Source organism: Synechococcus sp. BIOS-U3-1, from assembly GCF_014279975.1.
Taxonomy (GTDB): Bacteria; Cyanobacteriota; Cyanobacteriia; order PCC-6307; family Cyanobiaceae; genus Synechococcus_C.
Window position 1 is genome coordinate 2,196,005 of record NZ_CP047936.1, and the last position, 24,034, is coordinate 2,220,038.

Below are 24,034 nucleotides of genomic sequence, written 5' to 3' on the forward strand. Positions count from 1 at the left end.
AGACCCTGCAGAGAGCAATCAGCAAACAGAGGTCATCCCGGCTGGGGACGAGGAATGGGATGACTCATTGACATCTTCTGACCTCGAAGCTGTCGAACCTGAGCAACCCCTGGATGAGGCTCACAACCCCGAACTGAATCAGCTGGTCAGTGACGAAACTGCACTCACAAGCACTGACGCTGAACATGATCAGGAATCAGGTCTTGATTCAGAATTCAGTTCGCCACCAGAACTGGCAGAACCAGCTGCTGCAAAGGAGCCTCACAGAGAGAGCTCAGAGCAGTCCGAATTCAGCTCAGAAAAGGGTAGTGATGACGCAGCATCAGCCATCGCTCCTGTCGCGATCGAACCAGAGCAGTCCGCCGAAGAGCAGCACAGCCCCGACCTGAATCGCCAGGTCGGTAGCGACGACACCATTACCGGCACTCATGGTGAAACTCATCACGCAGAGGCCGAGGCCTCCGGAAGCGAACAAGGCAATCCAGAGCAACCTGCGCAGCCCCCTCCAGGGAGTGCGTGATTCACGCAATAGCCTCTCACGCATTGCCGGATCCAATCCCTGCTCTCCCTCGGGTTCAGCGCTCAAAAACTGTTTGCGTGAACCTGAATGTTAATTTCCTAAGGTCGCCGATGTAGCTCAGCCGGTAGAGCAACGCTTTCGTAAAGCGTGGGTCGCCTGTTCAAGTCAGGTCATCGGCTTCGGTGTTAATCCCTGTTGCAGTCGACTATTTCGGCTGGAGCAGGTTTTTTATGCAAATCACAGAATCTCCGTTCCTTCTTTCGCCCTGCTCTTAATCTGCCCCCAGCTTCGTCTCCATGACTGCCAACTGCTGAGAGAAGGGCTTAGAGCTGACGCACTGATCAGAGTGCGAGGCATAACCCCGACCAAAAGCGCTGAAACCGACCTTCCAACCAGATGTCCCGGTCAGGAGGAGATGTTTGCAGATTATTCCTTGTCGAAACTATTTAGATCCGTAAAGCGGCGCCAAGAATCGACTGGTTTATGACGCGTATTTCATGAACCTGTGCAACACGGGGTCTAAGGCCGCTCAAACGGCAACTTTTCGAAATGCCGCGCCTTCAGATTTACTTTAGATTTAACCCAACGTTGTTTCCGGGTCCTGCCCTTCTAGTCATGGCCAAGAGTCCAAAAGAGCTGGCGTTTCTTGGTGGCACGTTCCTTTTCGGCCTTGGAGCACTGGAAGTGTGCCTTCGATTCGGAGGGTTCTAAACCATCAAAAACAAAGAACCTCTGACAAAACGTCCATAGATCCAGTGAAAGAAGCAAGTTTGCACGGATAAAAAAAGCCCCGCATTCGCGGGGAAAGCATGAACGAGCACGATCACTTGGCTCAGATTGCACTAACCACAAGTTTGGTGGGTGACATGTGCGCTGATGTGACATCAGAACCCTCAGACGAAGCAGCAAAGGAATGCTGAGCGTCATAAAGACGGCGTGCCTTGAGCTCTTTTTCTTTAATCATTGCGAGGGTGTTCATGAGAACCTCCTACAGCGCCTCAAACCCCGTTGCCTGTTTGAGATCGAACTGCACCCTTCCTGGGGCCAACGTTTTCAAACCATAATCGATCGAAAGGGAGAGGTTGAGGTGAAAACCGAACAACTTGTGCCTGAAAGACCGCAACTCCCACAACAGCACTACTTAGCCCCGCAGCGCAGTGTCATGAGTCCACGCCCTAGAGAAACTTGCTGAGGAAAGCAAGGTCTAAAACAGCGTCCCAAGCTTGGCCATTGACGCAACGCAGGGGATAGAAGCTCTGTCCAAGCAGCTCATCTCCGCTCATTGGCCATCAAGAGTGACCAATGATGTCCTTCTAAGGCCGTTTCCCGTTAAGGTCACTCCTGCGGAACTGGATCAAATGGGCGACTACACCGTTGCGATTTGGGCCACCATCGGGCTTGTTGTAGTTTTCACGGTGCCAGTCGTCTGGCAATTCATGCAGCCCAATGATGATGACTTCGGCGATCTAACCAAACGTCGCAAGTAATCTCTGCCCTCAACTTCTCATCGCAGCTCGCTAAAAAACAAAAACAGATCAATTTCAGAACTGTCAAAATAGCTTAGATCTCTATAAGCCTGATCAGAGATTCACCCTTCAGCTAAATAAATCATGACGATTAGGTGCGATTTTTAATATTTCAAAGGCCCGGGCATGAATACTTTTAATCGAATAGGCTCATTTAAGTTGCGACTTAAAACAGTTTTAGTGAATTTTCAAATGAGAAAACTGGGGAACAATTGCTTCATGCCAGAATCAAATAAAAACCAGTTACTTCGATAACTCAAGCTAATCAGCTACTAACCACAAACCTAATCCACACTGGCAACACATTAATGATCAGGCTGAGAGCTTCTGTTCTTGGAATGGCTGTGTTTTAAGGACAACTGCAACAGACTTGATGCTTTTTCTGTTCTTCAACTTTCACCAGGCGGGTCACAAGATCCCAAGTGTCTTGAGCCGACATTTCGCCATTCGCTTCCCACTTTAAAGAAGACAGGTCAGAAGCAGACATCGCTCAAAAGACAGCCAATCAACTTAAGGGAAGGGCTGCTGATTTACGTAACTGCAACAGCAGTCAAACCTTTAATGATTTAGAGATTGGTGCTGGCGAATACGTTTGCCTTAGCTCCTGTACTAACTCACTCTCCCCGCCGCCCATAGTTGCCACAAAAGCTCTACATCCCGACGACCAAATAAAAACTCAGAGAACGAATCACAGCAGCAAAAGTCATTCCATTCATTGATTCAGAGGTTGAGGCTTTAATGCACAAATCATCGGGCAATGAACAGGTGGATCGCTCAGAACAATTGGTTAATTCTTAGATCGGAAGGCTGTACGTCTCCAGATCCTGAACAGCTGAGCACCAACAATCAGACTGCCCGCACCATTGACGAGTTCAAGGAGACGGGCAAGTTGTCCAGCCGCAAAATCAGGCAACTGCATCGCAGTCACATGCGTGATGCCACCTTGAATGAGGTGTTCATCGTGCTCAGCGTTGGCGCAAGTCTGATCTCAACCCTGGGTCTGCTTGCTAACAGCCCTGCAGTTGTCATTGGCGCCATGGTGGTGGCTCCATGGATCATGCCTCTAAGAGCCGCAGCCTTCGCCATCCTGCTGGGCGAGGTGCGGCTACTGGGTCGATCACTACGCACACTGCTTGTGGGAGTTTTGAGCACAACGCTGCTCTCTTTTCTGCTCGGTTATGCCGCTGGATTACCTCAGTTCGGCACAGAGGTTCTTGCCAGAACAAAGCCCAACCTGCTGGACCTGGGTATCGCACTCGTAGCAGGAGGTCTAGCGACCTACGCGAAGTTGCGCAGCGATGCCGTGAGTTCGCTGGCGGGAACGGCAATCGCTGTGGCCCTGGTGCCTCCTGTCTGCGTGATGGGACTGTTGCTGTCGCACCAGAACTGGAGTGAGGCCTCCGGAGCTGGATTGCTTTTCGCCACCAACCTGCTGGGAATTCTTACAGGCGGCTTGGTACTGATGGCCTGGAAAGACTCTGAATTCCGCCATGAGCTGCTCCGAAGTCGACTCAGCGTGGCCAGCTTCACACTCACAGGCCTGTTGCTAATTCCACTGGGAGGCAGCTTCATCGGATTACTGACTCAAGCCAATCGGGAAAACCGGCGATCCATGGTGGAACAAACGGTTCGAAAATTTCTTGTTAATGAAACTCTTACCTTCGGCGACCAGGAATTAGTGGATGTGGAACAGGTCGATATTGACTGGAGAACAACGAAAAATGGCAAAAATAAAAAAGAAGGAATTATTCGGATCATTGTTCGCGTGACAGATCCCGACCTTCCGAGTTACAAACAAGTCACCTTGGTACAGAAGGAGATCAACAATCTCCTGCAGAGCAATTATCAGCTTGTGGTCCAACGCACCGCTGTCGATGTGGTTGGTCCAAAAAAAGTAATTCTTCCTGCCCAGGAATTGGAGGAGACTAAGATTCAACAACCATTGGAAATCGACCAGACTGAGACTGGCGGACCCGAGAACAATCCGCTATCGCAGAACTCCAAGGATGCATTCGATGACCCAGGACAGTTTTGATGAGAGAGCAGCATCTTGTTGCGAATTCTTGAATGGACTCCAGAACGCAACGGTTGGGAAATCATGCTGAATCTGATGCCATCCATGCATTGATTCCGGCCATAAACTCGGCAGATGAAACAGACCGGACGTCGAACATTTCTACGATTGATCGCTGGTGCGGCTGTTTCAGGCAGTGTGCTTGATGGGCTGCTGCAAAAGACCGGTTCGCACCCGCTAGGTCCAGCCTCGGCTCCAACCGCTGAAGGGTTGAAATTGGGCTTGATCAGCGACCTCAACGGTTCCTACGGCAGTACGAACTACAGCAGCGCCGTTGAGCGTGGAGTGACGTTGCTGAGGCAGCAAGAAGCCGACCTGGTGCTCTGCGCAGGAGACATGGTGGCTGGCCAGAAGAGATCGTTGACGAACTCTCAGCTGGAGGCGATGTGGGCTGGTTTTGAACAATCGGTTCGAGCACCGCTTGAAAAAGCAGGCATCGCCTTGATCCCGGCCATAGGCAATCACGATGGCTCGAGTCAACAACATCAAGGACGCTGGATTTACGGAAGAGAGCGCCACCAGGCGGATCTGTTCTGGCGCAAGCATCGAGGAGATCTGCAATCCGGGTTGATTGACAGCGAGCGATTTCCCTTCCAGTACGTGTGGAAACGTCCTGGACTGTTTGTGGTCGTCATCGATGCCTCTTCAGCCAACGTTGATTCCTCACAACGTCAATGGATCGAAAAAGCACTGAACTCAACCCATCGCCACCCTGACGATCTATGCCTGGTGATGGGTCACCTTCCGCTCACAGCCGTCAGTGAAGGGCGGGCTCGCGCTGGGGAGTGCATCGCCAATCCTCAAGGGCTAGCCGGTCTGTTGCGAAGGGCCGGTGTTGACCTGGTGATCTCCGGTCACCACCACGCCTGGTATCCCTCTGAATCATTGGGTCTACGGCTACTCAGCCTGGGGGCGATGGGAAGCGGACCGCGCCGGATCATCGGCAGTGGTGTGATTTCACCTCCATCTTTGACGCTTCTTGAGTGGTCTCGAGCCTCGGAGCTGATTAGCGAAATGACCATTGATCTCAACACCATGCAGCCCATGACTCACCATGACCAACCTGCGCAGGTAAGTGTTCCTGGTTTTCCCGTCGCTCGTCGCAGAAGCCTGCAATGGCAACGAGCATCACCGATCTGACAACTTGCTGATCCAACAGCGTTCTGATCCAACAGCAAGCCAACAAAAAGCCCCCTCGTGAGAGGGGGCTTTCCGATTCAGTTGACCTGAATCGTTTGTTGATTCCAGATCAACCGATGGCAGGTGCTTGCAGAGCCACAGGTGTGGACTCAGCAGCAGCCAGGTCGAGGGGGAAGTTGTGAGCGTTGCGCTCGTGCATGACTTCCATGCCGAGGTTGGCGCGGTTCAGCACATCAGCCCAGGTGTTCAGGACGCGGCCCTGACCATCAAGGATGGACTGGTTGAAGTTGAAACCGTTCAGGTTGAAGGCCATGGTTGACACGCCAAGGGCGGTGAACCAGATGCCGACAACAGGCCAGGCAGCCAGGAAGAAGTGCAGGCTACGGCTGTTGTTGAACGACGCGTATTGGAAGATCAGGCGACCGAAGTAACCGTGGGCAGCCACGATGTTGTAGGTCTCTTCTTCTTGGCCGAACTTGTAGCCGTAGTTCTGGGACTCGCTCTCGGTTGTTTCACGAACCAAGGAGGAGGTCACCAGTGAACCGTGCATGGCGGAGAACAGTGAACCACCGAAGACGCCAGCCACACCAAGCATGTGGAAGGGGTGCATCAGGATGTTGTGCTCGGCCTGGAACACCAACATGAAGTTGAAGGTGCCGGAGATGCCCAGGGGCATGCCGTCAGAGAAGGAACCCTGACCGAAGGGGTAAACCAGGAACACGGCGGAGGCAGCAGCCACAGGTGCGCTGTAAGCAACGCAGATCCAGGGGCGCATGCCGAGGCGGTAGGAGAGTTCCCACTCGCGACCCATGTAGCAGAAGATGCCGATGAGGAAGTGGAAGACAACCAGCTGGTAAGGACCGCCGTTGTACAGCCACTCATCAAGAGAAGCAGCTTCCCAGATGGGATAGAAGTGAAGGCCGATGGCGTTCGAGGAGGGAACAACAGCACCAGAGATGATGTTGTTTCCGTAGATCAGGGAGCCAGCAACGGGCTCACGGATGCCGTCGATGTCGACGGGGGGTGCTGCGATGAACGCAACGATGAAGCAGGTGGTGGCAGCCAGCAGGGTGGGGATCATCAGCACACCGAACCAGCCCACATAGAGGCGGTTGTTGGTGGAGGTGACCCACTCGCAGAACTGCTGCCAGCCGTTAGCGCCGGAGCGCTGCTGAATGGTGGTGGTCATGAGAACGGGAAAGAATGTCTCCGAAGAGACGGTTACGGAAGGGCAGGAAGCCCTGCCAAGCCGGATTGTAAAGCAACATTGCGCAAGATGTCGACAGCTTTATGAAGCCCTCGTGAAGAACCATTGAGACCTCGCTCAGGAGCGACCCGCACAAGAGAGCAATCCCTAAAGGATCACTTAAGGTTCTCAAGTTGTGTCTCGGAAGACGCTTGTGGTCCTGATTCGTTGGTTGATCTCAGGGCAGCGTCTTGAGGAAACCGTCCCCACCAAGGATGCTCGCCATAGACGCCATGAACTGGAAGCCCAGGGTGCAGTTGTCTACTGGAGCGAACGACTCGTCGAAACTGGCTGAACACCCAAACTGAATCAATCAACCATCGCTGCGGTCATGCATCCGTCTTCAGCTCCCGCCGTTCGATCGCTGGCCATCGCTCTCACCGCAGTCATGACAGCGGTATTGATCAGTGCCTGTCAGAAACGCGGCGACACTCAGACGTCAACAGACATCAGTCGGGCCGCACAAATCAATGCGCTAATAACCCGTCTTAACCAGCTTGAAGAACGGGTCAGCAAGCAACTGCCAAGCAGTGATGACAGTGGAGAGCGTGTCCCACCAGGACCGATCAAATCAATCACATTTCGCAGCGGCACCGCCGACGACCGACTGAGGATTTACTGGGAAAACGGCAAAGTCAGCAGCCTGCCCTGCACTCTCGAGCAAGGCACCTGGGCCTGTGGATGATCATCTCAGGAGCAGTGATCAGCAGTCACATCAAAACATCCCTTCGCTGGCTCGAGACACACCATTCACCGACCATGGTCATCAGGCTGTTAGCCCGTTCAGGAGACCCATGAACCGACTGCTAACAGTGGCCTGCGGGCTTGCGATCTCGGTTGGAGGAATGGGTGCCGCGGAAGCCGCCCCCTCCCTGCCGCTTGCTCAGCCAAAAGCAGCGAACCTCGCAAGGATGAGAGCCGAGTCTCTGAACGGAGGGCTCGCGTCATACCGCGCTGCAGCCTGTATGTACGAGACAGGGGGAAGCTCATGCCTGATCTCCAAATCAGACCAGGGCTTTCTGTTCAGTTTTCGGGGCGGTTCACCAGGCTGGGAACTTCAATCGCCCCCAAGTCCGACTCTGGAAACAAGAGTGCTCGTGTCAAAAAATGGGGAGAGGATCCTGGCTGTTCCTTACAACGGTCCGATTCCCTGAATCCGCTGGTCAACAGAACCACAACGAATTAGTTGACAGAGGTTGATGCTCTGTCTCCGATAGAAGAGTCTTCCAAAAGGTCATGAATCTCTCTTCTTTAACTGCTCTTGCTGTGATCGCTGGAACAGGCGCTTTTGCAAGCGCCCCTGTCACAGCCCAAGCAGCAGTGCCAGCGTCCCAGGTGCGTGCGTTGAACCTGGCACGCAACACAGCAGTAGCCGAAAACGGTGGGCTCAGCGTCTACCGCCCCCAGCCCTGCATGTTCCAAACCAACTCGGGCGGCGGAGATTGTCTTGTGGATAACTCTGCAAACGGTTACACCTTCAGCTTCCTTGGCGGCAGTCCTGGTTGGCCGGAAAACGGCAGTGATGCCACCACGGATACGGAGGTTCAGATCGCTCCTGACGGTCGCAGTGTCCTGGACATCATCTACAACGGTTCTCCACGCTGATTTCCGTCCAGCAAGAGAGCAAGTGCCTCTGTCCAGCTCTGGGACAGGGGCCACTCTTCACGACTTGTGAGGCTTAGAGCAATGGACTTTTCCGCGTAAGCAGCTTCATTGATGAAGACAGGAATAGCTCCATTCGGCCCCTCATAGGCAATGGTTGTTCCCTGGGCCGAAACAAACAGAGGATCACCGCAGCGCAGCGGAATCCAATCTCGATCCTGCAGTTGGGGATGAATCAACGCTGCAGCCTCACCTGAGGCCTGTCGAGGCAGATCAAGGCTTTTGAGATGACGGTGAAGTAGAAGCTTGTCGGGATAGCAGGCTTCGCCGGAAACGACGTCAGCGATGGCTTGAAACACCGCCTGAAGCGCAAGCTGCGTTTGTTGAACGATGTCGTGCCTGCGGACGCTTTGAGGCACTGGCCCGACTTCAATCACAAGCCCACAGGGCCAGCGCTCCACCATGAAACCCTGTTGAGCAGCATCCGCTTCATGCAAATAGACCTGTAACCCCAGCGATGACTGGATCAGCGCTGCCAGGGCCAGATCAGCTGGCCTGCGGCCATACACCACCAGGCAGTTACCCATCGCAGCTGTGGTGCTGTGCAGGTCAACCACTAGGTCGCAGGGTGTTTGTCCCTCAGGCCCGAACTCGCGCTGCAGTTCCAAAGCCCTGAGCATTTCACGATCGCACCGCTCGGGGTGGTTCGCACTTTCCTGCAGAAGATCGGGACGGAAGGAACGATTGAGATCGCGATCGCAATAACGACGACCCACTGCGCGGGCCTCCGGATTACCAATCACCGTTCGGACGACACATCCACACGCATCAATCAGCTCCTTCTGAAGGGCCCATTGCTCCAGGAGCCAGGGAGCATTGACTTCGTTGCCGTGGGTACCAGCCACCACCAGCACTCGGGGGCTTGCCATCAGGTCGCTGCACTCATCCACAGACTGAAGGACAATGCCTTGAAACGGAACCGTGATGTCGATTCCTCCACTGATCGTTCGCAGCGTGCGAAAGGGCTGGCAGTGGCAGTGGCAACGCCTGATGACAGGGCTGGGGCCAGCGGATGAGCAGGGCAACTACCAAAGGCCAGACAGCGCTCCGATGCAAACTTCGGTTCCGGAGGCAGAAGATCTGCAGGGGCGGGAGCCAAACCATCGACCGCGGCTACTGATTGGACGCAGCTGTCCGTGGGCACACCGCACCTGGCTGATGGTGAAACTGCGGGGTCTTGAGAGCAGCCTTGAGGTGATCCCCGCCAAGGCTGACCACGAAGAGGGCCGGTGGCGACTGGAGCCGAGCTGGCTGGGCTGCACCAGCCTTCTGGAGCTGTATCGCCGCTGCGGAGCTGAACCCAGTCTGCGGGCGACCGTGCCGGTGCTGGTCGATCCTGGCCGCAGCGAACAACACAAACCACAGCTTCTCGGCAATGACAGCACTCCCCTGAGCGCCGCGCTGAACCGTTGGCCAGCAGCACCAGACGCACCGGATCTATCACCAGCCCACCTTGAAGAGGCAATCGAGAGATGGCAAACCTTGTTGCAGCCCGCAGTCAATGACGGCGTTTACCGCTGCGGGTTTGCTCGCAATCAAGCGGCCTATGACCAGGCCAGTGCCGCCATGGGCGATGCTCTCGAGGAGCTGGAACGAAGTCTCAGGCAGGAGGGTCCATGGCTTTGCGGTGCAACCCTGACCCTTGCCGATGTGCGCCTATTCCCGACCCTGATCCGCTGGGAAGCTGTCTACGAACCCCTGTTCGGATGCAGCGCAAAATCCCTGTGGATGCTGCCGGAACTCTGGAAATGGCGACAACGTTTCATGGCATTACCGGGAGTAGAAGCCACCTGCGACGCCGCAGCCTGGCGCCATGACTACTTCGGCGCCCTCTTTCCTCTGAATCCCGGTGGAATTGTTCCGAAAGGCCCGAAGCTGAGCACACTGGTTGACAGCACCATTTCCCTGCCATGACGACCGCCGATCCCCAGTTCGACGGGATGTATGGACCGTTCACCATCACCTCGACGGACAGAGAGGAGGTGCAGCGTTACAGGATCTGTCTGCTGGTCAGCGGCCTATCACTGAGCGTCGGGCTGCTGCAGTGGTGGCTGCTAGGGGGGCAGTGGGCATGGCTTTGGCTTCTACCCCTTAGCGTCAGCCTCGGGCTGTCCCTGCATTGGATTCATATTTATCTGCGACCACTGCATCGAGCGCTGCAGCTGTTCTGGCTCATTGGCTGTCTGGGGTGGCTGGTGCTGATGCTTCAAACATCTACCCATGAAGCCCTCGACACGCTGACAAGCCAGCCCCTATGGATCCTGGCCGTTGGCCCCATGTTTGCTGCTCTGACTGGTATCGGCTTCAAGGAATTCTTCTGCTTCCGTCGTGCCGAGGCGGTTGGTCTCACACTGCTGCTTCCCGTGGCTCTTCTGGGACGGCTGCTGGGGCTGGTTGGCAACGGCCCCTGCGGAATGTTGGTGCTGGTCGCCGGGCTGCTACTGGTCGTGCTCGCCTTGCGTAAGTTCGGCATGGAGGCAGCAGCAGATGTCGGAGACAAAAGCGTGTTTGCTTATCTGGACGCCCAGCGCGAGGTCGCAGGCTCGTGAGTCTGATCAGCCTGGTTGATGCATCAAAAGATTTCGGAATCCGAACCCTGTTCGAGAACCTCACGCTGCACGTCCGCGAAGGGGACAGGGTTGGATTGATCGGACCGAATGGCGCCGGTAAATCAACCCTGCTGCGGGTGCTCTCAGGGAAGGAACCTCTTGGAGGCGGAGAGCGACGCTGCTCCTCCCGTCTGAGAATTGAGCTGGTTGGTCAGGACAGCACGGTGGAGCCTGGGCTCACCGTGCTCGAACAGGTGCTGGCCGGCTGTGGAGAAAAGCGGGAGCTACTGCTGCGCTTCAGCGCGGTCTCTGAGGCGGTGGCCCGGTCTCCTGAAGACACAGTGCTGATGCGTGAACTCGGTGTTCTAAGCGAACGTATGGATGAAGAGGGGGCATGGGGACTTGAACAGCAGTGCCAGGAAGTGCTGCAGCGCCTAGGGATCAGCGATCTTCACCGGCCCGTAGAGGATTTGTCCGGGGGCTATCGCAAGCGTGTGGGTCTGGCCTCGGCACTGGTTGCCGGCCCTGATGTGCTTCTCCTGGATGAACCAACAAACCATCTGGATGCAGCAGCTGTGGAATGGCTACAGAGCTGGTTGGATCGGTACCCGGGCGCTGTAGTGCTCGTGACCCACGACCGTTATGTGCTCGATCGTGTGACGCGCCGAATTGTGGAGGTGGAGCGAGGACAAGCCTCCAGCATTGATGGCAATTACAGCGCGTATCTGCAGCGCAAGGCTGACCAGGAGGTCTCAGAAGCCGCTGAAGCTGCCCGGTTCAAGAGCGTGATGCGACGGGAACTGGCCTGGCTGCGTCAGGGCCCCAAGGCGCGGAGCACCAAGCAGAAAGCTCGCATTCAGCGAATTGAGGAGATGCGGGCGGCACCCTCAAAAACCAATCGCAGCCAACTGGAGATGAGCAGCGTCAGCCGTCGGATCGGCAAGCTCGCGATTGAAGCTGAGCAACTGACGGTCACCGCAGATGGCCAGGCCGACGGCCCTGTGCTTCTGAAGGATTTCACCTACAGCTTCAGCCCCGAGGATCGGGTCGGCATCATCGGCCCTAATGGCAGCGGCAAATCCACCCTGCTGGACCTGATCGCGGGACGGAGGCAAGCCACTGCTGGCAGTCTTCGCCTTGGGGAAACAGTGCATCTCGGCTACCTCGATCAGCACACCGATGCACTCACGGAAGGGCGTGGACTGGAGCGCAAGGTGATCGAATTCGTCGAAGAGGCCGCATCTCGAATTGATTTGGGCGGAGAGCAACTGAGTGCCTCCCAGCTGCTGGAGCGCTTTTTGTTTCCGCCCGCTCAGCAGCACAGCCCGCTCAGCAAGTTGTCAGGAGGGGAGCGACGACGGCTGAGCCTGTGTCGAATGCTGATCCAGGCTCCCAACGTGTTGCTGCTGGATGAACCAACCAATGATCTCGATGTTCAAACTCTGAGCGTTCTAGAAGACCTTCTCGAGGACTTTCGCGGCTGTGTGGTTGTGGTCTCTCACGACCGTTACTTTCTGGATCGCACCGTGGATCGTCTGTTCTGCTTCGAGCAAGGACGCCTCCAGCGTTTTGAAGGCAATTACAGCGCCTTCCTTGACCATCGCCGGGACAAAGAAAAAAGTGCTGCGACTGAAGGCCATCGCAATCGCTCCAACGGGCTGCAAACCAGCCAAGAATCGGCCCCGAAGAACCAGGGCCCACGTCGACGCAGTTTCAAGGAATCACGGGAACTGGAATCACTGGAACGTGACCTGCCGCAAATGGAGCAGCGCAAAGCTGACCTAGAGCAAGCCATCTCCAGCGGACAGGGCGATCTCACCAGCCTGAGCCACGATCTGGCCAGCCTGCTGGAAGCGCTCGAAATGAGTGAAGAACGCTGGCTGGAACTCAGTGAACTCGTTCCATAACAAAGGCAGCCATCATCCGTTGAGTAATGAAGAGCTATCTAGTCGCTCCTACAACGCAGATCGAGATCATGGGTGTTGATACGGAAACGAGGTCTGATGTCCGGCAGCTGGCAGCCCAGCGCAACAGCCGTATGGTGTGGGCGTCGACATTGGTTGGGACACGCCAACGACTCCATGAAATCCATCGACGAACACATCCAGAAGGACCAGAGCGAGCTCGAAGCTGCCAAGGCAGAGGGCAACGATGCCAAGGTCCGCCACTTCAGCGAAGAGCTTGAGTCCTTGCAGGACTACAAGAAGGAGCATCCCGGCGACAGCCACGATCCCACTCCCATTGAGCTCTATTGCGAAAACAACCCAGAAGCGGACGAATGCCGCGTTTATGACGACTGAGCCATCAACAACAGCAGCGCAATAAAAAAGCGGGGATTAATCCCCGCTTTTTTATTGCGCTGCCACGGTTAAGTGCTTTGCAGGATGAAGCGTTCAGAGTCGCTCACTGTTCTTCATTGAAATCAGCAGGGCTGCCCGTGAGGCTGCAGACCACTGCCTCCTCCGGCTTCATCGCATGTACACCAGCAATCGGACGTCCGCGGCGGCGCAGAGCCTCGATTTGCTCAGGCGTTTGACAGCGAGCGATCAACTGGCCCTGGGAGTCGAAACAGGTGAAGAAGGTCATTGGACGTTCTCTCGTTACTCCCGTTATCACCATGTCGCGCTCAACGCACAAGTCCTGACGCCGCCACAAACACGGATTGCGACAAATAGAACACCGATGGGCTCAGACGCCAAGTTCCATCCACACCTGATTCAACAGCTCTTTCAGCCCTTGACCCATCACCGCTGAAATCAAAAGTGGCGTCCGCCCACTCACTTGTTCAAGAGAAGACACCAATGCGTCGCGACCCGACTCATCCAGGAGCTCAAGCTTGTTGACCACCAGCAAGCGTTGACGATCGACAAGGCCATGGCCATAAGCCATTAACTCTTTCTCCACCACCTTCAGATCAGCGAGTGGATCATCCGCTCCTCCATCCACCACGTGGATCAGGAGGCGGGTGCGCTCAATATGACGGAGAAAATCATGCCCGAGGCCGGCACCCTGTGCTGCACCGGCAATCAGGCCAGGAATATCGGCGAAGACTGTGCCATCACCGGTCGGACGGCGCACCACGCCGAGATTCGGCACCAGCGTGGTGAAGGGATAGTCGGCGATTTTGGGACGGGCTGCAGACAACACGCTGATCAGCGTGCTTTTACCGGCATTGGGCAGACCGATGATGCCGACCTCGGCCAGCAGCTTCAATTCGAGCTGAAGAGGCCACTCCTCTCCATCGCGGCCCTCCGTGCACTTTTCGGGCGCGCGATTGCGGTTGCTCAGGTAGTGAGCATTTCCCAGTCCGCCGCGGCCTCCGAAAGCCACCATGAGCTGCTCTCCAGGCGCGGTCAGATCACCCATCAGTATTCCGGTTGTGAGATGTCGCACCTCCGTTCCGCAGGGAACGTGAATCACCAGAGGCTGGCCGGAAGCACCGGTGCAGCGATTGGGCCCGCCTCGACGACCATCAGTTCCTGCAAACAATCGCTTGTACTTGAAATCCAGCAATGTCTGGAGGTTCGAGTCAGCCTCCAGAATCACGTGGGATCCATGCCCCCCGTCACCCCCTGAGGGACCACCGGCTGGGACATATTTTTCACGACGGAAGGCCACGATGCCGTCACCGCCATGGCCGCCACGGACGGTGATACGCGCCTGGTCGATGAACTGCACGAAAAGCTTCGATCGGGACCGGCCACCAACCCTAGGATCGCGGGGCAAGGGAGATTGAGCTTGGCCGGCGTTCGCTTCGAGACGCTCAGCAAGAGCTATCCAGGTCATGGAGGGGAAGACCCTATCGAGGTCATTCGTGACCTCTCGCTGTCGATTGAAGATGGTGAATTTCTGGTTCTGGTCGGGCCTTCAGGCTGCGGCAAGAGCACCTTGCTCAGGCTGATGGCAGGCCTTGAGACACCCAGCGCTGGTGAAATTCTGGTGGGGCAGCAGGCCGTGACCAAGCTGCGGCCTGCCAAGCGCAATGTGGCGATGGTGTTCCAGAGCTACGCGCTCTATCCGCATCTCAGCGTTCGCGACAACCTGGGCTTTGGACTGCGTCGCAGCCATCGCCGAAGTGCCATGGAGCAACTCCATGACCAGTTGCATCGCAGCACACGGGAGCTACCCGGCCTACTTCAAGTCCGATCGGAACGAGAAACGAAGGTGGAACATCGGGTACTGGAAGTGGCCCGCGCCCTCGAATTGGACCAGCTGCTGGATCGACGACCCAAGGAGCTTTCCGGTGGTCAGAAACAAAGGGTGGCTCTCGGACGAGCCATGGCACGTCAGCCGGATGTCTTTCTCATGGACGAACCGCTGAGCAATCTCGATGCCAAGCTGCGCGGCAGCACACGCACTCGCATCGTGGACCTCCAGCGTCGGCTGGGGACCACCACCCTTTATGTGACCCACGATCAGGTGGAAGCCATGACCATGGGTCACAGGATCGCCGTACTCAACCAGGGTCGTCTGCAGCAACTAGGTACACCAATGGAGCTTTACCGCTGGCCATCAAACCTGTTTGTGGCCCAGTTCATCGGTAGCCCACCCATGAATGTTCTGCCCATTCAGGTGGGTCGCAGCCAGACACTCCTGCTAGGTGAACGACGTCTGAGTGTGGAGGGTCCACTCGCCGCAGCACTCGAAGGCCTTGAGGGGAGTCAGCTCAATGGCGGCATCCGTCCAGAAGACCTCAAGGTGGCACCTGCCACCAACCGAAACCTTCAAGCAGATGTCAGCCATAGCGAAGTGCTCGGCAACGAGCAGCTGATCACCTGCAGACTGCTCGATGGCGAGCACCTGGTCCAGGTGAGAGCAGATCCTGGGCTGAGAGCAGTACCGGGCAGTCGCATTCATCTCGATGCTGATCCCCGTGGATGGCGCTTATTTGACGAGCAGGGAGACGCCATTCCCATACCCATACCCCCATCAGAGCGCGATGACACACCCGTACTTCCCGATCTGAACTGAACAGAAGCACGCGTCAGCGAACCCAAATCACACTGCATCCAGCTCCGCCGTCTCCCTGCTCGGCATCAAGCACCCGCTCCACGTAAGCCAGTGAAGCCAACCAATCGCGCAAGCCACGTTTCAGGCGACCGGTGCCGATGCCATGGATCACCCAAACGGGGCCATTGGCACCTCTCAGAACGTCGTCAACGGCAGCCTCAGCCTCATGTACACGCATTCCACGCACGTCAATCGTGTTGCGGGAGGTGCGTACCTCAGCAGCGCCACTACCTCGGCGCGCCTTGATCTGAACCACTGGCGCCGGGGGTTCAGGTTTGCGTCCATCAAGACTCTCCACCGCCGAGAGCTCAACGGTGCTGCGCATCACCCCACATCGCACGTTGAGCTGCAAGCCATCATCGGAAACAGCCAGTACCTCAGCCGCTTTGCCGAGGGCCAGAACACGGATGCGATCACCCACCTGGGGGCGCCAACCCTGATGCTGTCGTCGCAGTTGCTCAGGTCGATGACGGTCCTCGAGCTTGCGCAGACGCTGCCCCGCCTTCCGTGCCGTTTCACCATCAGCCTGATCATCACGAAGACGGCGGATCAGCTGTCGCACTTCCTTCTGACCTGAGCGAATGGAGGTTTCGAGGCGCTGCCTGCCCCGTTCCTGTCGTTCAGCGGAATATTGCTTCTGTGTCTCCCATCGCTTCAGCAGCTCTTCATGCAGCAGTTCAGTGCGCGCCAAAAGAGCGGCCGCATCCTCTGCTGCAGCCTGCTGACGCTGACGCTGTTCTTCAAGACCACGGATCACAGTGTTGGTCTCTCCATCTCCTCGTGGTGAGAGCAGGCTGCGAGCTTGATCGATCACGCCAGCATCAAGACCGAGCCGCGTCGCGATGGCGAGAGCATTGCTTCGACCGGGAATTCCCCAAAGCAGGTGATAGGTCGGAGAGAGGGTTTCACTATCGAAAGCGACCGATGCGTTTTCGAAACGGGAATCGCTGTATTTGAGAGCCTTGAGCTCACCAAAATGGGTTGTGGCCACTGTGAGTCTGGCCCGGTCTGCAAGCACGCGCAGGAGAGCGGTGGCCAAGGCGCTTCCCTCGCTTGGATCCGTCCCCGCTCCCACTTCATCTAGCAGCACCAGTGCAGGAGCTGGGCCCGAACCGATGGCCTCCAAGATGCGACCGATGCGCTTCACATGACCACTGAAAGTGGACAAGCTCTGCTGCAGTGATTGCTCATCGCCAATATCAGCAAGAACCTGGGCGCACCAAGGCAGGGTTGGACGACCGCTGCAGGGGAGCCAGAGGCCTGCACGCGCCATCAATGCAGCGAGCCCAAGACTCTTGAGCGTGACGGTCTTGCCACCGGTGTTCGGGCCTGTGATGGCAACCACCCTCAGGGACGCTGAGACATCAACGCTGACGGGAACCACAGCTGATCCCCGCTCTCTGCGCTCCTGCCACACCAGTAGTGGATGACGCAGATTCTGAAGAGTGAACGGAGCATCGCTTGCGGCCTCGAGCTGAGGCGGTACAGCACCAAGCCATTGCCCGTAACGACCTCGGGCCAAAGCCAGATCCAGATGCAACAGCACTGCAATGAGTGCAAACAAACCATCGACCTGTTCTGCGACAACAGCACTGAGTTCGGCTAGAACGCGCTGCTCCTCCTGACGGATCCTGCCCTCGAGATCCACCAACCGATTGCCTAGATCGACCACCGACTTGGGCTCCACAAACACTGTGCTTCCCGAGGCGGAACTGTCATGAACCATTCCCGGACATTGACCCCCTGCCCCCGCCTTCACAGCCAGCACAGGTCGTCCATTCCGTTCAGCGACCACGGTGTCCTGAAGGTGTGCTGACCAGCGCCGAATCAGATCCTGCAACTTGTCGCGTCGGCGTGAACGCAGTTCCTGCCATTGCCGACGCAATCCCTCCAGCGGGGCACTGGCGCGATCGGCCACGCGACCGCCTTCTTCAATGGCGAACTTGAGACGTTGTTCCAGCTCCGGCAAGGTGGCCACATCCGAGAGCAGAGCTGTACAAACAGGCCTCAGCTCAGGATCATCGATCTGCCGGCGCAAACGACGAGCTGCGCCCAGGGTGTCGGCCACTGCGAGCAGCTCCTCCCCAGACGCAATACCTCCCTTGCTGCAACGCAGCAGAATCATCTCGAGATCACCTACCCCCTGGAAGCTCAGACCTCCATCTAAAAGACCGTCCAGGCTTGCCATCTCCTGAGTTCTCGCCTGAAGGGTGAGGCTTTCAGAAAGAGATTCCGGCAGTGAACCTCTGCAACAGTGGCGTCGCCCCTGAAGCGTGCTGGTGAAGCTGGAGAGATGCTGGCAAAGGCGCGGCCACTCGAGCAGCTCCAGTGTTTCCTCAAGAGCGGACATCAATCGAGCTGAGCGACTCCAGGTTGATTCGTAGGGATTCCCCCCGGAGGCTCGTAGAGCATCTCTAGCCAATTGCCTTCGGGATCGCGCAAGTAAAACGATGCCGTGCCATCACGATGGTCATGGACCCCACCCACTGCGACACCTGAAGCCTTCAGACGGTCATGCACCACGTCCACCTCTGCACGATCGCGAAAATGGAAGGCGAAATGGGGACCTGCAGCCTTGTATTTAGGTCCCAGCAGCGCCAAACCATCTCGAGAATCACCGGCTTCGAGATAACACCAGTCATTGGCCTCCCACACCATTCTCATGCCGAGGCCTGTGTAAAAACTGACAGCCCGTTCCATGTCATTCACGCGAATGGCGACATGACCAAGGCGCTGCACGGCAGACATGAACAATCTCATTCAGCCCACATATTCTGTAGGGCGCAGGCCCCTGAGCGGTGGCCTGACTGTGAATTCGATCCAAGAACTGATCGAATCTCCTCCAAGCTGAACAAGTGCTCTGTCAAATCAGGGCAGAGACGCCCAATCTCAGCTCTTGATCCTCACCTATCACCCCTGCTGCAGCCATTCAGCGGCATCGCAGGCGTGATACGTAAGAATCAGATCCGCTCCAGCCCTTTTAAAGCTGAGCAGCGTCTCGAGAACCACGGAGCGCTCATCAATCCATCCCTTCTCGGCCGCTGCTTTCACCATCGAATATTCGCCACTGACGTTGTAGGCGGCGATGGGAAGCTCAGACTCCAGTCGCAGCCGAAGAATGATGTCGAGATATGCAAGGCCCGGCTTCACCATCATGATGTCGGCCCCTTCCTGTTCATCCAGCTGAGCCTCAGTAATCGCCTCCCGAGCGTTGGCCGGATCCATCTGATAGGAGTCTTTGTTTTTAGGAATTGGCTTGCTGCCCGTTGTGCGGGGGGCTGAATCAAGTGCTTCGCGAAAGGGGCCGTAATAAGCGGATGAGTACTTAGCCGTGTAGCTGATCACACCCACGTGCTCAAAGCCTTCATCGTCGAGAGCTTCGCGGATGGCACCGACACGACCATCCATCATGTCGCTTGGACCAATGAGATCGGCACCGGCACGAGCCTGCATTACGGCCTGCTTACAAAGCTGCTCGATGGTTTCATCATTGAGCACGACGCCTTGCTCATTCACGATGCCGTCATGGCCATCACAGGAATACGGATCAAGGGCGACATCGGTCATGACCGCCATTTCAGGGATTTCCTGCTTCAGCTGGCGGATGGCACGAGGAATCAGACCGTTTTCGTTAAAACATTCGGCACCATCTTCGGTTTTGAGTCCTTCAGACACCTTGGGGAAAAGCACTACGCAACGGATGCCCAGACTCCAGGCACGCTTCACCTCCAAAGTGAGTTGATCGAGGCTCCAGCGACAGGCTCCCGGCATGGCGGCAATGGGCTCAACTCCAGCACCTTCATGCACAAATAACGGATAGATGAAATCTGCTGGGGAAAGACTGGTTTCACGGACCATCGCACGCAATGCCGGCGAGCGGCGCAGGCGACGCGGGCGGTAGGTGAGATCCATCAGCAGCCTTGATCAGTACAGAAAATCGTAAGCGTCAACCACTGGCAAAGTCTCAAAGACGAGCGTTCTTTAGCCAGTCGCTTCGAGGATCGTCCGTTCGAGCCTCCCTGAGCTGTTCCAGCAAATTGCGCTGCTCATCGGACCATTGGGTGGGCCACTGCACACTGAGATTGAGCAGCAGATCACCTCGACCTGCCTTTGAGGGCCAGCCTTTCCCTTTCAGACGAAGGCTTCTGCCAGGAGATGTACCGGCAGGAATCGACACCTCAGCCTCACCGTCAGGTGTCATGACCTTCACCATGCCACCAAGAGCAAGCTCATCGACGGAGACGGGCAGATCAGCACGCAGCTGATCACCATCAAGACGCCAGACCGGGTGCGTTTGCACCTCAAGGTTGAGATAAAGATCACCGCGACGTCCAGTCCCCGGCTGCAGATTCCCCTTCCCTTTGAGTCGAAGCCTGGATCCTGTTTTGACACCGGCAGGGATCCTGACTTGGACTCTCTCATCATTCACAGAAAGCGTTCTCTCAGCACCGCGGAAGGCTTCGGCAAAACTCACTTTCACATTGGCTTCGGCATCGAGATTCAAAGGAGCCCTCGAGGCCCCGCGAGGGAAGCCACCACCAGGGAAACCGCCGCTAGGAAAACCACCGCCGGCGAAACCACCTGGGGCACCTCCAAAGCCTGCATTTCCAGGTCCAGCGAAACGACCCAGCAGGTCATTAATGAAATCGTCGAAATTGCCATAACGACCAAAATCAACATCAAATCCAGCGCCGCCCGGTCCAGCACCAGGAGCCCCAGCCTGATTCCAATACTGACCGAACTGCTCGTATCTACTGCGCTTATCCGGATCGGAGAGCACCTCATAGGCCTCGCTCACCTCCTTAAATTTGGCCTCAGCAGTGGCATCACCAGGATTCACATCAGGGTGATATTGACGGGCAAGCTTGCGAAAAGCGCGCTTAATCGCATCGGCATCAGCACTGCGCTCTACCCCGAGCACCTTGAAGTAGTCGCGGTATCCACTGCCGGCCATGGTGATCGATGAGCTCCAAGCGCTCCGGTTGGGTTCAGTGTCCCAGTTCCGTCCGGGCTTCGGCACCGATCGAGGGGGCCGGATGCCCGTACGTCGGAACACGCGTACATTTCGCGCATGTTCAAAGCTCTTTTGCTTGGCGCACTTACCAGCGTCAACATCATTTTTGTGGGCAACGGCGCAGCCAAAGCAGTCCCCGACCCCGGTGCTCTTGCCGACTTCCTGAGCCAGACCAAGGTCACGTACTACGGCTCATGGCGCTGTCCGGCGTGTCAGTACCAAGGGCGTCTGTTCGGCGACGCAGCAGTGCGTCTTCCCTACGTGGAATGTGGCAAGCCAAAGGAACTACCGATCCAAGCGGCTGCCTGCAAACGACAAGAAATCCTGGCTTATCCCACCTGGATCCTGCCCAACGGTGAACGCCGGGAAGGTGTTCAATCCCTAGAAGATCTCAAGATCTGGTCGGGAATGCCCCGCAACCCCTAAGGCCATGACCGCGAGCAGGCAGCCCCTGATCAACGGCTTTCAATGGAGACACTGGCGAGGAGATCTCACAGGGGGTGTTACGGCCGCTGTCGTAGCACTTCCGCTCGCCCTCGCTTTTGGTAACGCGGCGCTGGGTCCCGGAGGTGCGATTTACGGTCTCTACGGAGCGATTATCGCCGGCTTTCTTGCAGCAATGTTTGGGGGCACACCGGCTCAGGTCAGCGGCCCCACAGGCCCGATGAGTGTCACGGTAGCTGGCGTGGTCAGCAGCCTCGCTGCCGTTGGAACAAGCCGTGAACTCAGTCAAGGAGACATGCTGTCCATGGTCATGGCGGCTGTGGTTCTTGGGGGGTTGCTGCAGATCCTGATGGGGATATTGCGCTTGGGGAGATACATCACCCTGGTTCCCTACTCGGTGGTCTCCGGATTCATGTCAGGAATCGGCGTCATCATTCTGTGTCTTCAAATTGGCCCTTTGCTGGGAATTAATAGCCAGGGAGGAGTGGTGCCTTCACTGCAGATGGTGATCAGTAATTTCACACCCAACACTGCAGCGGTGACAGTTGGAATCGCAACACTCGCAATCGTTTTCGCCACTCCGAGGCAGATCAGCAAGGTGATTCCCTCGCCCTTGTTGGCACTTCTATTGATCACACCACTAGCCCTGTGGCTGTTTCCAGAAAACCTGCCTCGCATCGGTTCGATCCCCGAGGGAGGACTGAGCTTCAGCGCACCCAACTGGACCAACCACTTTCCGCTGTTGATCAAAGCGGGCCTGGTACTTGCGCTGTTAGGGGCAATTGACTCATTACTGACATCACTGGTTGCGGACAACATCAGTCACAGCCGCCATCGATCAGACCGAGAGCTAGTGGGGCAAGGCATTGCCAACAGCATCACAGGATTATTCAGCGGACTCCCAGGCGCAGGCGCAACGATGCGCACAGTGATCAACATCCGATCAGGAGGACGAACACCGCTGTCTGGAATGACGCACTCAGTAGTTTTGCTCGTTCTGCTGTTAGGAGCCGGTCCACTTGCCGAAGGGATTCCGACCGCACTGCTCGCGGGAATCCTGATCAAGGTTGGGCTGGACATCATCGACTGGGGGTTTCTGCGTCGAGCACACAAGCTGTCATTCAAGACAGCACTGGTGATGTGGGGAGTCCTACTAATGACAGTGTTCTGGGATCTAATCGGGGCTGTGCTGATTGGGATGTTCGTAGCCAATCTGCTCACGATTGAATCGCTGACTCACCATCAGCTCGGCAACATGAATACCGGAACGAGCCACCTCTCAACACGAGAGCAGGATTTATTGAGAGGCTGCGGAGACGATCTGATTCTTTTCAGAATGCAAGGCCCACTGAGTTTTGGAGCAGCGAAAGGAATCAGTGAGCGAATGATGTTGGTAAGACAATACAAAGTACTGCTTCTGGATATCACAGATGTGCCACATTTAGGCGTCACAGCAAGCCTGGCTATCGAGAGAATGGTCAAAGAAGCGGAACGACAACAACGAATCGTACTGGTAGCAGGGGCAAGCGGCAAAGTCAAAAAAAGGCTGGCTCAGTTTGGCATTGAAAATCTGATCGACGAAAGGCTCCAAGCATTAAACAAAGCTGCAAATTGGATCAACAAAAAAGCAACCAATCCAACTAAAGACCATAAAAATTAAATCTCAATAATGCAAACTACCAATTCAAACACGCATACATACTTCAACATGTCATGCAACACAATGACTTCCAAGACTGGGCTGCAGAGGCGCGAAATAAGAATTGAATGAAACTTTTCAGCTATGAAAAAACGCCAGCAAAAACCGCTTGAAGGCATCAGCGCCGAGATCAGACATAAAAGCCCTTAAACACAAGCCGGCTAGCAAACAAACGACAATCGATACATTGACAAGTAAAAGCAAAGCCGTCGAACGACGCAGCGAAGGATACGGTTGTTCCAGAAAAGAAGGTGTCTATGCCCTGGGCAGGCGAGCAAACTCTCGAAGCTTTTATTGACTACATCGAATCCGATTCGCTCAAACGCAAAAAGTGGTTATCACGCGTCAGAGAGGCAGGATTCGAACAAGCGTTGACCGAATATCGGGAAATGACATCAGCGAAAGAGATGCCGTTACAGATGTGACAGGAGCCTCGCAAGAAAACAGGAGGCTCAACACAAAATGTCACAAGCTTGTAGCAAAATTACAGCCTCAAGTGTCACATACAACTAAGCAGCGCGTCAAAAGCAGGATCAATCTCGCCCAGAAGCAAGGATGATGATTCAGTTATCCAATTTCTATGGCTTTCACGATTTTCTTTGCAACATCAACAGGCAAAACGGAAGATATATCCGATCGCCTGAAGGAACTCCTGGGGACTGATGCCAAAGATGTTGACAGCATCAGTGGTGTTGACGAATTGGCTTCCGCAGAAGCACTCGTCTGCTGTATTCCAACATGGAATACAGGCGCTGACGAAGCTCGCTCAGGCACAGCCTGGGATGATCTGATTACTGAAATTCCTGGTCAAGACTTTGCGGGTAAGCCCGTTGCCATCCTTGGATTGGGAGACTCCTCAGGTTACGGCGACTATTTCTGTGATGCCATGGAAGAGCTGTACAGCGCATTCCAAAAATCTGGCGCAAAGATGATCGGCAAAGTATCTCCCGAGGGCTATACCTTTGATGAGTCAAAGAGTGTGATCGACGGTAAGTTCTGTGGACTTCCTATCGACGAAGACAACGAGTCTGAGCTGACTGATCAACGCCTATCCGCGTGGGTGCAGCAGATTAATTCTGAAGCCTGATCGCTGATCAAGATCGTCAAAAAGAAAGCGCCCAAGGGCGCTTTTTTTATGGCTTAAAAAAGG

26 protein-coding genes and 1 tRNA gene are annotated in these 24,034 nt (G+C 55.9%); 17 read left to right on the forward strand and 10 right to left on the reverse strand.

Annotated elements, in window-relative coordinates:
- Positions 1-322 precede the first annotated feature (322 nt).
- Positions 323-544 carry a DUF3493 domain-containing protein gene (locus SynBIOSU31_RS12050; RefSeq protein WP_186493038.1) on the reverse strand — a complete coding sequence of 74 codons (222 nt, stop codon included), beginning with the start codon at positions 542-544 and terminating at the stop codon, positions 323-325.
- A gap of 82 nt (positions 545-626) precedes the next feature.
- Here SynBIOSU31_RS12050 and SynBIOSU31_RS12055 point away from each other — a divergent pair.
- A tRNA-Thr gene (locus SynBIOSU31_RS12055) sits at positions 627-699 on the forward strand.
- Positions 700-1,352: 653 nt separating this feature from the next.
- On the opposite strand, the gene SynBIOSU31_RS12060 is transcribed toward SynBIOSU31_RS12055, so the two are convergent.
- The gene (locus SynBIOSU31_RS12060) at positions 1,353-1,499 is read right to left on the reverse strand and encodes a hypothetical protein (RefSeq protein ID WP_186490354.1); all 147 of its coding nucleotides are present in this window, start codon (positions 1,497-1,499) and stop codon (positions 1,353-1,355) included.
- A gap of 244 nt (positions 1,500-1,743) precedes the next feature.
- Here SynBIOSU31_RS12060 and SynBIOSU31_RS12065 point away from each other — a divergent pair, with 244 nt between their 5' ends.
- The 3 genes from SynBIOSU31_RS12065 to SynBIOSU31_RS12075 all read left to right on the forward strand — a co-directional run bounded on the left by SynBIOSU31_RS12065 (position 1,744) and on the right by SynBIOSU31_RS12075 (position 5,260).
- Entirely contained in the window at positions 1,744-2,007 is a 264-nt protein-coding gene (locus SynBIOSU31_RS12065; protein ID WP_186493181.1) for a hypothetical protein, read from the forward strand.
- Between the two features lie 967 nt (positions 2,008-2,974).
- Entirely contained in the window at positions 2,975-4,081 is a 1,107-nt protein-coding gene (locus tag SynBIOSU31_RS12070) for a DUF389 domain-containing protein (protein ID WP_186493039.1), read from the forward strand.
- A 114-nt stretch (positions 4,082-4,195) separates the two neighbouring features.
- The gene (locus SynBIOSU31_RS12075; RefSeq protein ID WP_186490356.1) at positions 4,196-5,260 is read left to right on the forward strand and encodes a metallophosphoesterase family protein; all 1,065 of its coding nucleotides are present in this window, start codon (positions 4,196-4,198) and stop codon (positions 5,258-5,260) included.
- 109 nt (positions 5,261-5,369) lie between these two features.
- On the opposite strand, the gene psbA is transcribed toward SynBIOSU31_RS12075, so the two are convergent.
- Positions 5,370-6,449: a photosystem II q(b) protein gene (gene psbA, locus SynBIOSU31_RS12080; RefSeq protein WP_186490358.1), complete on the reverse strand. Its 1,080-nt coding sequence runs from the start codon at positions 6,447-6,449 to the stop codon at positions 5,370-5,372.
- 193 nt (positions 6,450-6,642) lie between these two features.
- On the opposite strand from psbA, the gene SynBIOSU31_RS12085 reads away from it, so the two are divergent.
- The 4 genes from SynBIOSU31_RS12085 (at position 6,643) to SynBIOSU31_RS12100 (ending at position 8,111) form a co-directional block, all read left to right on the forward strand.
- Entirely contained in the window at positions 6,643-6,801 is a 159-nt protein-coding gene (locus SynBIOSU31_RS12085; protein ID WP_186493183.1) for a hypothetical protein, read from the forward strand.
- A gap of 36 nt (positions 6,802-6,837) precedes the next feature.
- Positions 6,838-7,191 (forward strand): hypothetical protein, encoded by a 354-nt coding sequence (locus SynBIOSU31_RS12090; RefSeq protein WP_186490360.1) that lies wholly within the window; start codon positions 6,838-6,840, stop codon positions 7,189-7,191.
- Positions 7,192-7,300: 109 nt separating this feature from the next.
- Entirely contained in the window at positions 7,301-7,660 is a 360-nt protein-coding gene (locus SynBIOSU31_RS12095) for a hypothetical protein (RefSeq protein WP_255477229.1), read from the forward strand.
- Between the two features lie 82 nt (positions 7,661-7,742).
- Positions 7,743-8,111: a hypothetical protein gene (locus SynBIOSU31_RS12100; protein ID WP_186490361.1), complete on the forward strand. Its 369-nt coding sequence runs from the start codon at positions 7,743-7,745 to the stop codon at positions 8,109-8,111.
- On the opposite strand, the gene SynBIOSU31_RS12105 is transcribed toward SynBIOSU31_RS12100, so the two are convergent.
- Positions 8,090-9,037: an aspartoacylase gene (locus SynBIOSU31_RS12105; protein WP_186490363.1), complete on the reverse strand. Its 948-nt coding sequence runs from the start codon at positions 9,035-9,037 to the stop codon at positions 8,090-8,092. The genes SynBIOSU31_RS12100 and SynBIOSU31_RS12105 overlap by 22 nt on opposite strands.
- 55 nt (positions 9,038-9,092) lie before the next feature.
- On the opposite strand from SynBIOSU31_RS12105, the gene SynBIOSU31_RS12110 reads away from it, so the two are divergent.
- From SynBIOSU31_RS12110 to SynBIOSU31_RS12125, 4 genes are all read left to right on the forward strand, one after another.
- A complete protein-coding gene (locus SynBIOSU31_RS12110) occupies positions 9,093-10,082 on the forward strand; it encodes a glutathione S-transferase C-terminal domain-containing protein (RefSeq protein WP_186490365.1) in 990 nt (329 codons plus the stop codon).
- The gene (locus SynBIOSU31_RS12115) at positions 10,079-10,717 is read left to right on the forward strand and encodes a DUF2301 domain-containing membrane protein (protein ID WP_186490367.1); all 639 of its coding nucleotides are present in this window, start codon (positions 10,079-10,081) and stop codon (positions 10,715-10,717) included. The genes SynBIOSU31_RS12110 and SynBIOSU31_RS12115 overlap by 4 nt, the downstream gene beginning before the upstream one ends.
- Positions 10,714-12,624, forward strand: a complete 1,911-nt coding sequence (locus SynBIOSU31_RS12120) for an ABC-F family ATP-binding cassette domain-containing protein (RefSeq protein ID WP_186490369.1) — start codon at positions 10,714-10,716, stop codon at positions 12,622-12,624. The genes SynBIOSU31_RS12115 and SynBIOSU31_RS12120 overlap by 4 nt, the downstream gene beginning before the upstream one ends.
- A 174-nt stretch (positions 12,625-12,798) precedes the next feature.
- Complete coding sequence (locus tag SynBIOSU31_RS12125) at positions 12,799-13,017, forward strand: CP12 domain-containing protein (protein ID WP_186493041.1); 219 nt, start codon at positions 12,799-12,801, stop codon at positions 13,015-13,017.
- A gap of 103 nt (positions 13,018-13,120) precedes the next feature.
- Here the strand turns inward: SynBIOSU31_RS12125 and SynBIOSU31_RS12130 are convergent, their stop codons facing one another.
- The gene (locus tag SynBIOSU31_RS12130) at positions 13,121-13,303 is read right to left on the reverse strand and encodes a hypothetical protein (RefSeq protein WP_186490371.1); all 183 of its coding nucleotides are present in this window, start codon (positions 13,301-13,303) and stop codon (positions 13,121-13,123) included.
- 102 nt (positions 13,304-13,405) lie between these two features.
- A complete protein-coding gene (gene obgE / locus SynBIOSU31_RS12135; protein WP_186493042.1) occupies positions 13,406-14,395 on the reverse strand; it encodes a GTPase ObgE in 990 nt (329 codons plus the stop codon).
- 60 nt (positions 14,396-14,455) lie between these two features.
- Here obgE and SynBIOSU31_RS12140 point away from each other — a divergent pair, with 60 nt between their 5' ends.
- Positions 14,456-15,688, forward strand: a complete 1,233-nt coding sequence (locus SynBIOSU31_RS12140; protein WP_186490380.1) for an ABC transporter ATP-binding protein — start codon at positions 14,456-14,458, stop codon at positions 15,686-15,688.
- Between the two features lie 13 nt (positions 15,689-15,701).
- On the opposite strand, the gene SynBIOSU31_RS12145 is transcribed toward SynBIOSU31_RS12140, so the two are convergent.
- The 4 genes from SynBIOSU31_RS12145 to SynBIOSU31_RS12160 all read right to left on the reverse strand — a co-directional run bounded on the left by SynBIOSU31_RS12145 (position 15,702) and on the right by SynBIOSU31_RS12160 (position 20,681).
- Positions 15,702-18,077: an endonuclease MutS2 gene (locus SynBIOSU31_RS12145; protein ID WP_186490382.1), complete on the reverse strand. Its 2,376-nt coding sequence runs from the start codon at positions 18,075-18,077 to the stop codon at positions 15,702-15,704.
- Positions 18,077-18,475 (reverse strand): VOC family protein, encoded by a 399-nt coding sequence (locus SynBIOSU31_RS12150; protein ID WP_186490384.1) that lies wholly within the window; start codon positions 18,473-18,475, stop codon positions 18,077-18,079. The genes SynBIOSU31_RS12145 and SynBIOSU31_RS12150 overlap by 1 nt, the downstream gene beginning before the upstream one ends.
- A 162-nt stretch (positions 18,476-18,637) precedes the next feature.
- Positions 18,638-19,639, reverse strand: a complete 1,002-nt coding sequence (gene hemB, locus SynBIOSU31_RS12155; protein WP_186490386.1) for a porphobilinogen synthase — start codon at positions 19,637-19,639, stop codon at positions 18,638-18,640.
- Between the two features lie 52 nt (positions 19,640-19,691).
- Positions 19,692-20,681 carry a DnaJ C-terminal domain-containing protein gene (locus SynBIOSU31_RS12160; RefSeq protein WP_186493043.1) on the reverse strand — a complete coding sequence of 330 codons (990 nt, stop codon included), beginning with the start codon at positions 20,679-20,681 and terminating at the stop codon, positions 19,692-19,694.
- Positions 20,682-20,798: 117 nt separating this feature from the next.
- Here SynBIOSU31_RS12160 and SynBIOSU31_RS12165 point away from each other — a divergent pair, with 117 nt between their 5' ends.
- The 4 genes from SynBIOSU31_RS12165 to fldA all read left to right on the forward strand — a co-directional run bounded on the left by SynBIOSU31_RS12165 (position 20,799) and on the right by fldA (position 23,971).
- Entirely contained in the window at positions 20,799-21,167 is a 369-nt protein-coding gene (locus tag SynBIOSU31_RS12165; protein ID WP_186490388.1) for a hypothetical protein, read from the forward strand.
- Between the two features lie 4 nt (positions 21,168-21,171).
- The gene (locus SynBIOSU31_RS12170) at positions 21,172-22,845 is read left to right on the forward strand and encodes a SulP family inorganic anion transporter (protein WP_186490390.1); all 1,674 of its coding nucleotides are present in this window, start codon (positions 21,172-21,174) and stop codon (positions 22,843-22,845) included.
- Between the two features lie 290 nt (positions 22,846-23,135).
- Positions 23,136-23,309, forward strand: coding sequence for a hypothetical protein (locus SynBIOSU31_RS12175; RefSeq protein WP_186490392.1), 174 nt, complete (start codon positions 23,136-23,138; stop codon positions 23,307-23,309).
- A gap of 155 nt (positions 23,310-23,464) precedes the next feature.
- Positions 23,465-23,971, forward strand: coding sequence for a flavodoxin FldA (gene fldA, locus SynBIOSU31_RS12180; RefSeq protein ID WP_186490394.1), 507 nt, complete (start codon positions 23,465-23,467; stop codon positions 23,969-23,971).
- Positions 23,972-24,034 lie beyond the last annotated feature (63 nt).